General features: G+C 78.4%; 1 protein-coding gene. It reads right to left on the minus strand.

Going from position 1 to position 232, the window contains the following annotated elements:
• A partial coding sequence (locus G3I53_RS28205) for an amidase family protein (RefSeq protein ID WP_239064161.1) occupies positions 1-232 on the minus strand: 232 nt, incomplete at both ends.

The raw sequence follows: 232 nt of genomic DNA on the forward strand, positions 1-232 counted from the left end.
CGCGCCACGGCGAGCAGCAGCGTCTCCCGCCCGTGCGGTGCCACCAGCTGGAGGCCCGCCGGACACCCGTCGCCGCCGCGTCCCGCGGGCAGGCTCAGCGCCGGGTGCCCGCTCAGGTTGAACGCCCAGGTGAGCGCGGTGGAGTAGACGTCGCCGGGGCCCTCGTGACCGTGCGGGGCGGTGGGCGCCGCGGGCGTCAGCAGCAGCGCCGCCCGGGTGAAGAGACGGGCGA

This window comes from Streptomyces sp. SID14436, from assembly GCF_010548465.1.
Lineage (GTDB): Bacteria > Actinomycetota > Actinomycetes > Streptomycetales > Streptomycetaceae > Streptomyces.